The organism is Oscillibacter sp., from assembly GCF_040505565.1.
Taxonomy (GTDB): Bacteria; Bacillota; Clostridia; order Oscillospirales; family Oscillospiraceae; genus Oscillibacter.
Genome location: NZ_JBEUWZ010000019.1, coordinates 69,996 through 76,486, shown reverse-complemented (window position 1 = coordinate 76,486; position 6,491 = coordinate 69,996). Strand labels below are relative to the sequence as shown.

5 protein-coding genes are annotated in these 6,491 nt (G+C 59.0%); all 5 read left to right on the top strand.

Going from position 1 to position 6,491, the window contains the following annotated elements:
* Positions 1-665 precede the first annotated feature (665 nt).
* The 5 genes from ABWQ15_RS10420 to hpt all read left to right on the top strand — a co-directional run bounded on the left by ABWQ15_RS10420 (position 666) and on the right by hpt (position 6,458).
* Complete coding sequence (locus ABWQ15_RS10420) at positions 666-2,651, top strand: DHH family phosphoesterase (RefSeq protein WP_353908709.1); 1,986 nt, start codon at positions 666-668, stop codon at positions 2,649-2,651.
* 40 nt (positions 2,652-2,691) lie between these two features.
* Positions 2,692-3,141, top strand: a complete 450-nt coding sequence (gene rplI, locus ABWQ15_RS10415; protein WP_353908708.1) for a 50S ribosomal protein L9 — start codon at positions 2,692-2,694, stop codon at positions 3,139-3,141.
* Positions 3,142-3,245: 104 nt separating this feature from the next.
* Positions 3,246-4,598, top strand: a complete 1,353-nt coding sequence (gene dnaB, locus ABWQ15_RS10410; RefSeq protein WP_353908707.1) for a replicative DNA helicase — start codon at positions 3,246-3,248, stop codon at positions 4,596-4,598.
* Positions 4,591-5,910, top strand: coding sequence for a tRNA lysidine(34) synthetase TilS (tilS, locus tag ABWQ15_RS10405; RefSeq protein ID WP_353908706.1), 1,320 nt, complete (start codon positions 4,591-4,593; stop codon positions 5,908-5,910). The genes dnaB and tilS overlap by 8 nt, the downstream gene beginning before the upstream one ends.
* Positions 5,907-6,458, top strand: a complete 552-nt coding sequence (hpt, locus tag ABWQ15_RS10400; RefSeq protein WP_353908705.1) for a hypoxanthine phosphoribosyltransferase — start codon at positions 5,907-5,909, stop codon at positions 6,456-6,458. Before tilS ends, hpt begins: the two co-directional genes overlap by 4 nt.
* The last annotated feature ends 33 nt before the right edge of the window (positions 6,459-6,491 follow it).

Genomic DNA, 6,491 nt, shown 5'->3' with positions numbered 1-6,491 from the left:
AAACTGTGAGCAAACTGTGAGCAAACTGTGAGCAAACTGTGAGCAAACTGTGAGCAAACTGTGAGCGTACACCTCAAATTCACGAAACCAAGATGCCGAATAGTCCTTGATTCATGCGGGTTTGCGGCTCTTAGACGGGTAGCAAACCGTGTTGATTTTGAATCAGCCCCGTTATGACAACTTCGATAACCCTCCGTATTTTATTGCTCAACATTGTCGATAGTTTGAGTAATTATTATGACACACTTTTTAGAAAGTTGCAAGCCCCTGCTATTAAGTCAGCCAAACAAAAATTAAAAACGAATGAAAAAGGCATGAAAGAACTGACAAAAATGTCGGAAAATGTCCAAAATGAGTCGGCTAGGGTTTTGCACACTCTGCGAAATAGTCCCTATACCCGCGCTCTCTTTCGACTGGCGCATTTCAGGGCCGCGCGTTTTTCTGCACTTTTCGTGGAGTTGGGCGCATTGATGATGGTTGCGTCCATAACCGTTTCGCCCGACGTCAGATGGCCGCTATGAAATCAATTCACGAGACGCCCAAGATGCCAAAACCCAAAACGAAAAAATGTTGCCCGAAAAGAGAAGGGGTGGTATACTAATAAAATCTATCAGTATGTATTCGCATTAGCAGGCGGCGCGGTGCGCCGGAGGAGATCAATCAACATGAATAAAAAATTTTCTCGGCTGCTGGAACCGAACCTGAAACTCTATTTCCTGTGTATGCTGTTATTTTCTGTGGCCGCCGTCCCCTTCAAGCCCATGCTGGCGGCAGCTGAGGCCGCAGTCACAATAGCGATGTACTGCTTTTTCCGCTCCAGCACCAAAAAGCGGAAGCAGGGGATTTTGCAGTATATCAACAGCCTGACCGGCAGTGTGGACGCCGCCAGCAAATCCACACTCATCAATTCGCCCCTGCCCATCATGGTCTTCCGGCCTGACACAGGCGAGGTCATCTGGAGCAACGAAGATTTTTTGCAGCTGGCGGGGGTACGGGAGCACCTGTTTGAGATCAAGGTGGAGGATACGGTGCCGGACCTGCCGATGGAGTGGCTGCTGGAGGGAAAGCAGGAATGCCCGGGCCGGGTGGTAATGAACAACCGCCGTTTCCGGGTGTACGGCAGTCTCGTCCGGGCCAGAGACCGGGACGGCACACAGAATCTGGTGGCCACCACCTACTGGGTGGATACCACGGAGTACGACGCCATGCGGGAGAAGTTTGAGACCTCCAGGCCCGTGGTGGCGATTTTGAACGTGGATAACTACGAGGACCTGATGAAGGTCAGCGGCGAAGCGCAGCGCAGCGCCATTCAGGCGCAGATCGACGAAAGGCTGAGCCGATGGGCGGCGGATTCGGGAATGCTGGTAAAAACGAACCGGGATCGCTATCTTCTTTTGATGGAGAATCGGGATTACGCCCGTTTGGTGGGGGAGAAGTTCTCCGTGCTGGATACGATGCGCGAGATCGGCGGAGAAAATTCCCATCCCACGCTCTCCATCGGCGTGGGCAGGGATGCCGACGGCATGGCGGAGCTTTATAAAAATGCCTCGCTGTCACTGGAGATGGCCCTCAGCCGCGGCGGAGATCAGGCGGTGGTTCGGGGCAAACTGGACTTTGAGTTCTACGGCGGACGAACCAAGAGCACGGAAAAACGCACCAAGGTGAAGTCCCGGGTCATGGCCAATGCCCTCAGTGAGTTGATGGATGACGCCCAGCAGATTTTTATTATGGGACACAGCTTTGCGGACATGGACACCGTGGGCGCGGCGACGGGCCTTTGCTGCGCCGCGCGGAAACTGGGTAAGCGGGCTCAGGTGGTCATCGACCTGAATCACAACGCGGCGGAGGCCGTGCTGGAAAAGCTGCGGGCACGGCCGGAGTACACCGACGTGTTTATCAGCGGCAGCGAGGCCCTTTTGCGGATGCAGCCGGGGGCATTACTGATCGTGGTGGATACCAACCGACCGGACTTCGTGGAAAGCCCGGTGCTGCTGGAGTCCTGCAACCGGGTGGCGGTCATCGATCACCACCGCCGGGCCGCCAGCTACATCGAAAACGCAGCGCTGAATTTCCACGAGCCCTATGCGTCCTCCGCCTCGGAGCTGGTGACGGAGCTTTTGCAGTATCTGGTGGAACCCAGCGATCTGCTGGGCGAGGAGGCCGAGGCGCTGCTGGCGGGCATCGTACTGGATACAAAGCATTTTTCCATGCGCACCGGAGGGAGAACGTTCGAGGCGGCGGCGTTTCTGCGCCGGGCCGGAGCGGATACCAGCGACATTCAAAAGCTGTTCCAGAGCGATCTGGTTGAAATGGTCTCCCGGTATGACGTTATCCGTCAGGCGGAGATGTACCGGGACGATATTGCCATCGCTGCGGTACAGGAAGATGGCGTGGAGCGGGTCGCCGCCGCTCAGGCAGCCGACGAGCTGCTGACGTTGAAGGGTGTGAAGGCATCATTCGTGGTCTATCGGGACGGAGACGGCGTGTTGATGTCGGCCCGGTCTTTGGGAGACATCAACGTGCAGGTGATTCTGGAGACGCTGGGCGGCGGTGGAAATTCCACTACCGCGGGTGGACGTGTTGAAAACAGTGATCCGGAAACGGTGCGGGAGCAGCTTATGGCGGCTATCGACGCATATCTGGAAAAATAATAGAGATTCCCATGGGATGAACAAATAAGGAGATGTACCAATGAAAGTGATTTTGCTGCAGGACGTAAAGGGCCAGGGAAAGAAGGGCCAGATGGTGGAGGTCTCCGAGGGCTACGCCCGGAACTTCCTTCTGCCCCGCAAGCTGGCCGCCGCCGCTACGGCGGATGCCATCAATACCATGAACCTGAAGGAGAAGGCGCGCAGGGCCGAGGAGCAGCGTCAGAAGGCCGAGGCAGAGGCCACGGTGGAAAAACTGAAGGAGTGCATGGTGAAGATCACCGCCAAGGCCGGCAGCGGCGGGCGGCTGTTCGGCGCCGTCACTACCAAGGAGATTTCCGAGGGACTGATGAAGCAGTACAATGTGGAAATCCCCAAGCAGAAGCTGGTGCTGGAGGATCCCATTAAGGCGTTCGGCAGCTATCAGGTCAAGGCGAAGCTGGGCTTTGAAGTGACCGGGACAGTGTTCGTGTCCGTCTACGAGGAAAAATAAGCGCGCCCGCTCACGTATTCCGGCGCAGAGACATTCCATATAAGATCCAGAGAAAAAATGACGGTGCGTCAATGAATCCAGAACATTCCCGGAGGTGATTTTCCATGGCTGTCGAAGATTTGCTGCTGCGGCAGATGCCCCACTCCCTGGAGGGGGAGCAGGCGGTGCTGGGTTCCATCCTGATCGACCCGGACTGCGTGAAAGAGGTCGTGGATAAGCTGCGGCCGGAGGATTTTTACCTCCGCCAGAACCGGGAGATCTTTGAGACCATCTGCTCCATGTTTACCTATGCCAGGCCCATCGACGGCATCACGGTGGCGGAGGAGATGCAGAAAAGCGGCATCTACGACGAAAATACCACCCGTGCGTATCTGGCCCAGCTGATGGAGATTACGCCCACCGCGGCCAACGTGATGGAGTACGCCGCCATCGTCCGGAACAAGGCGCTCTTGCGGGCGGTGGCTCAGGCGGCGTCGGAAATCACCGCCATGGTACAGGAGGGCGGCGGCGAGGCCGCCGCCACGCTGGAGGCGGCGGAGCAGAAGATTTTCGCCATCCGCCGGGGCCAGGGGGCCCAGAGCATGGTCTCTGTGCGGCAGGTGTTGCCGGACGTGCTGGATCGGCTCAGTGAAATGAGCGAGTCCCCGTCGGGGCTGCCGGGGCTGTCCACGGGCCTTTCTATGCTGGATACAAAGCTTACAGGCCTGAACAAGTCCGATCTGATTTTGCTGGCGGCCCGGCCCGGCATGGGCAAGACCTCCATGGCGCTGAATATGGCGTTGAACGTGGCCAAGGGGACGGAGACGACCGTGGCGGTCTTCTCGCTGGAGATGTCCAAAGAGCAGCTGGTGATGCGGCTGCTCTCCGCCGAAGCGCTGGTAGAGAACAACCGTCTGCGTACCGGCGATTTGCGGGAGACCGACTGGGAGAAGATTGCGGACGCCGTCACGGTGCTGAACCGGGTGGATATCCGCATCGATGACAACCCGCTTTTGTCCGTGGCGGATATGAACGCAAAGTGCCGCAGACTTGAGAATCTGGGCCTGGTGGTCATCGACTATCTGCAATTGATGACCTCCGCCGGAGGCAAGGGCTACGGCGGTGAGAACCGCCAGCAGGTGGTTTCCGATATCTCCCGGACCTTGAAGATCATGGCCAAGGAGCTGGACGTGCCGGTCCTGTGCCTGAGCCAGCTCAGCCGTGCCAACGAAAAACGGGACGACAAGCGGCCCATGCTGTCCGATCTCCGCGAATCCGGCGCCATCGAGCAGGATGCGGATATCGTTCTCTTTTTGTACCGGGACGATTATTATAATGAGGATTCCGAAAAGCGCAATATCGCCGAGTGCATCGTGGCGAAAAACCGTCACGGAGAAACCGGAAAGGTAGAGCTCAAGTGGGTGCCGGAATACACCATGTTCGGCACGCTGGAGACGCGATACGACGAAGATGAATGAGCTTCCATCCGCTGAAAAATTTCTGACGGCGCACTTTTCCGCGGCCGGGACGGAGCTTTTGTGCGCGGTGTCCGGAGGACTGGACTCCATGTGTCTTCTGGATTTTACCGTTCGCTGGGCGGCGGGCCGGGGCATTGGCGTTGCCGCGGCTCACTTCAACCACTGTCTGCGGGGCGGGGCTGCGGACCGGGACGAGGCGTTCGTCCGGGAATACTGCGGGGCACGGGGCATCCCGTTTGCGTCCGGCCGAGGCGATACCCGGGCACTGGCGGCGCGGGACGGCCTTTCCGTTGAGGAAGCCGCCCGGCGGCTGCGGTATGAATTTCTGGAAGAGACCGTGGTGCTGCGGCGCAGTACTGCCATCCTGACTGCCCACCATGCTGACGACAACGCGGAAACCATGCTTTTGAACCTTTGCCGGGGCACCGGCTCCGCCGGACTTGGGATTCCCGCCGTGCGGGGAAACGTGTACCGCCCGTTTTTGGAGACCACCCGGGGGTCGCTGGAGGATTACGCCTCCGCCCATGGCCTGCCCCATGTGGAGGATGAGACGAACCGGGAGGACGGCGCGGCGCGGAATCTGCTGCGGCACAAGGTCATGCCCATCCTGCGGGAGCTTAACCCGAAAGCGGCCCAAAATATGGCCCGCGCCGCCGGACTCCTGGCAGCGGAGGATGCGGCGCTGGATGCGTTGGCTGAGGAATTGCTGGTCCGGGCGGAAGAGTCCCAGGGCCGTGCCTCGCTGAGGTGGGCTGCCCTGCGCTCTGTACCGGAGGCCGTCCGGGGCCGGGCGGTTCTGGGACTGATGGAAAGGGCCTGCGGACACCGCAGAGACTTGTCCGCCGCCCATGTGAAAGCCGCTTTGGCGCTGGAAAAGGGCGGGGAGTGTTCCTTGCCCTATGGTCTGCTTGCCCGAAACAGTGGAGCGGCGCTGGAGATTTTCAAGGCGCCGCCCGTGCCGGAGGCGGTGAAGCTCACGCAGGGCGAGACGGTGCGTTTCGGTGCGTGGCGCGTGGCACTGAACAGCGGGGTGAAGGGGGAATTCTCCTACCGCCTGTCCCTGCCCGGGCCGCTGGAGGTGACCGCCTGGCGTTCCAGCGACCGCATGAAATTGCCGGGGGGCCGGGGAAGGCGAACGATGAAGCGGCTGTGGGCCGACGCGGGCGTCCCGCCCGGCGTAAGGGACGGACTGCCGGTGCTGCGGCTGGGGGAGCGGCCCGTTGCCGCGCCTTATCTGGGTGTGGATCTCGATTTTGCCGCCGGAGAGGCCGGTGCGCAGGTGACATTTTATGCAGAGGGAGAAACAATATGAAAAGCGAGATGGAAATTGACATCCTCAAGATTCTGGTGACGGAGGAGCAGATCAAGGCCCGCATTGCGGAGATGGGCGAGGAACTGTATCAGCGGTTTGAGGGAAAGAATCCGCTGTTTCTGGGCGTTCTGAAGGGGTCCTTCGTGTTTATGTCGGATTTGGTCCGGGCCTGTCAGGTGAAGAGCGATGTTGAGTTTATCGCCGTCAGCTCCTATGAAAACGCCACGGCGTCCTCCGGACGGGTGAAAATCGTCCACGACATCCAGCAGGATATCACGGGGCGCAATCTCATTGTGGTGGAGGATATTCTGGACTCCGGCAGCACGCTGGCGTTCCTCAGCGAGTATTTCAAGACCCGGGGAGCTGCCTCCATCACCATCGTGACCCTGCTAGATAAGCCCTCTCGCCGGATTAAGGCGATCACCGCAGACATGGCGGGATTCGTGGTGCCCGACGAGTTTGTTGTGGGCTATGGGCTGGATTACTGCCAGCAGTATCGAAACGTTCCCTACATTGGCGTGCTGAAGCCGGAGGTCTATTCCCGGTAAAACGGCGGACTGGCCCGCAAAGGAGTGAAGTCC

What these genes read in the sequence shown, in the direction of transcription:
- ABWQ15_RS10420 (WP_353908709.1), top strand. Translation starts at nt 666, where the DNA reads ATGAATAAAAAATTTTCTCGGCTGCTGGAACCGAACCTGAAACTCTAT.
- hpt (WP_353908705.1), top strand. Translation starts at nt 5,907, where the DNA reads ATGAAAAGCGAGATGGAAATTGACATCCTCAAGATTCTGGTGACGGAG.
- dnaB (WP_353908707.1), top strand. Translation starts at nt 3,246, where the DNA reads ATGGCTGTCGAAGATTTGCTGCTGCGGCAGATGCCCCACTCCCTGGAG.
- rplI (WP_353908708.1), top strand. Translation starts at nt 2,692, where the DNA reads ATGAAAGTGATTTTGCTGCAGGACGTAAAGGGCCAGGGAAAGAAGGGC.
- tilS (WP_353908706.1), top strand. Translation starts at nt 4,591, where the DNA reads ATGAATGAGCTTCCATCCGCTGAAAAATTTCTGACGGCGCACTTTTCC.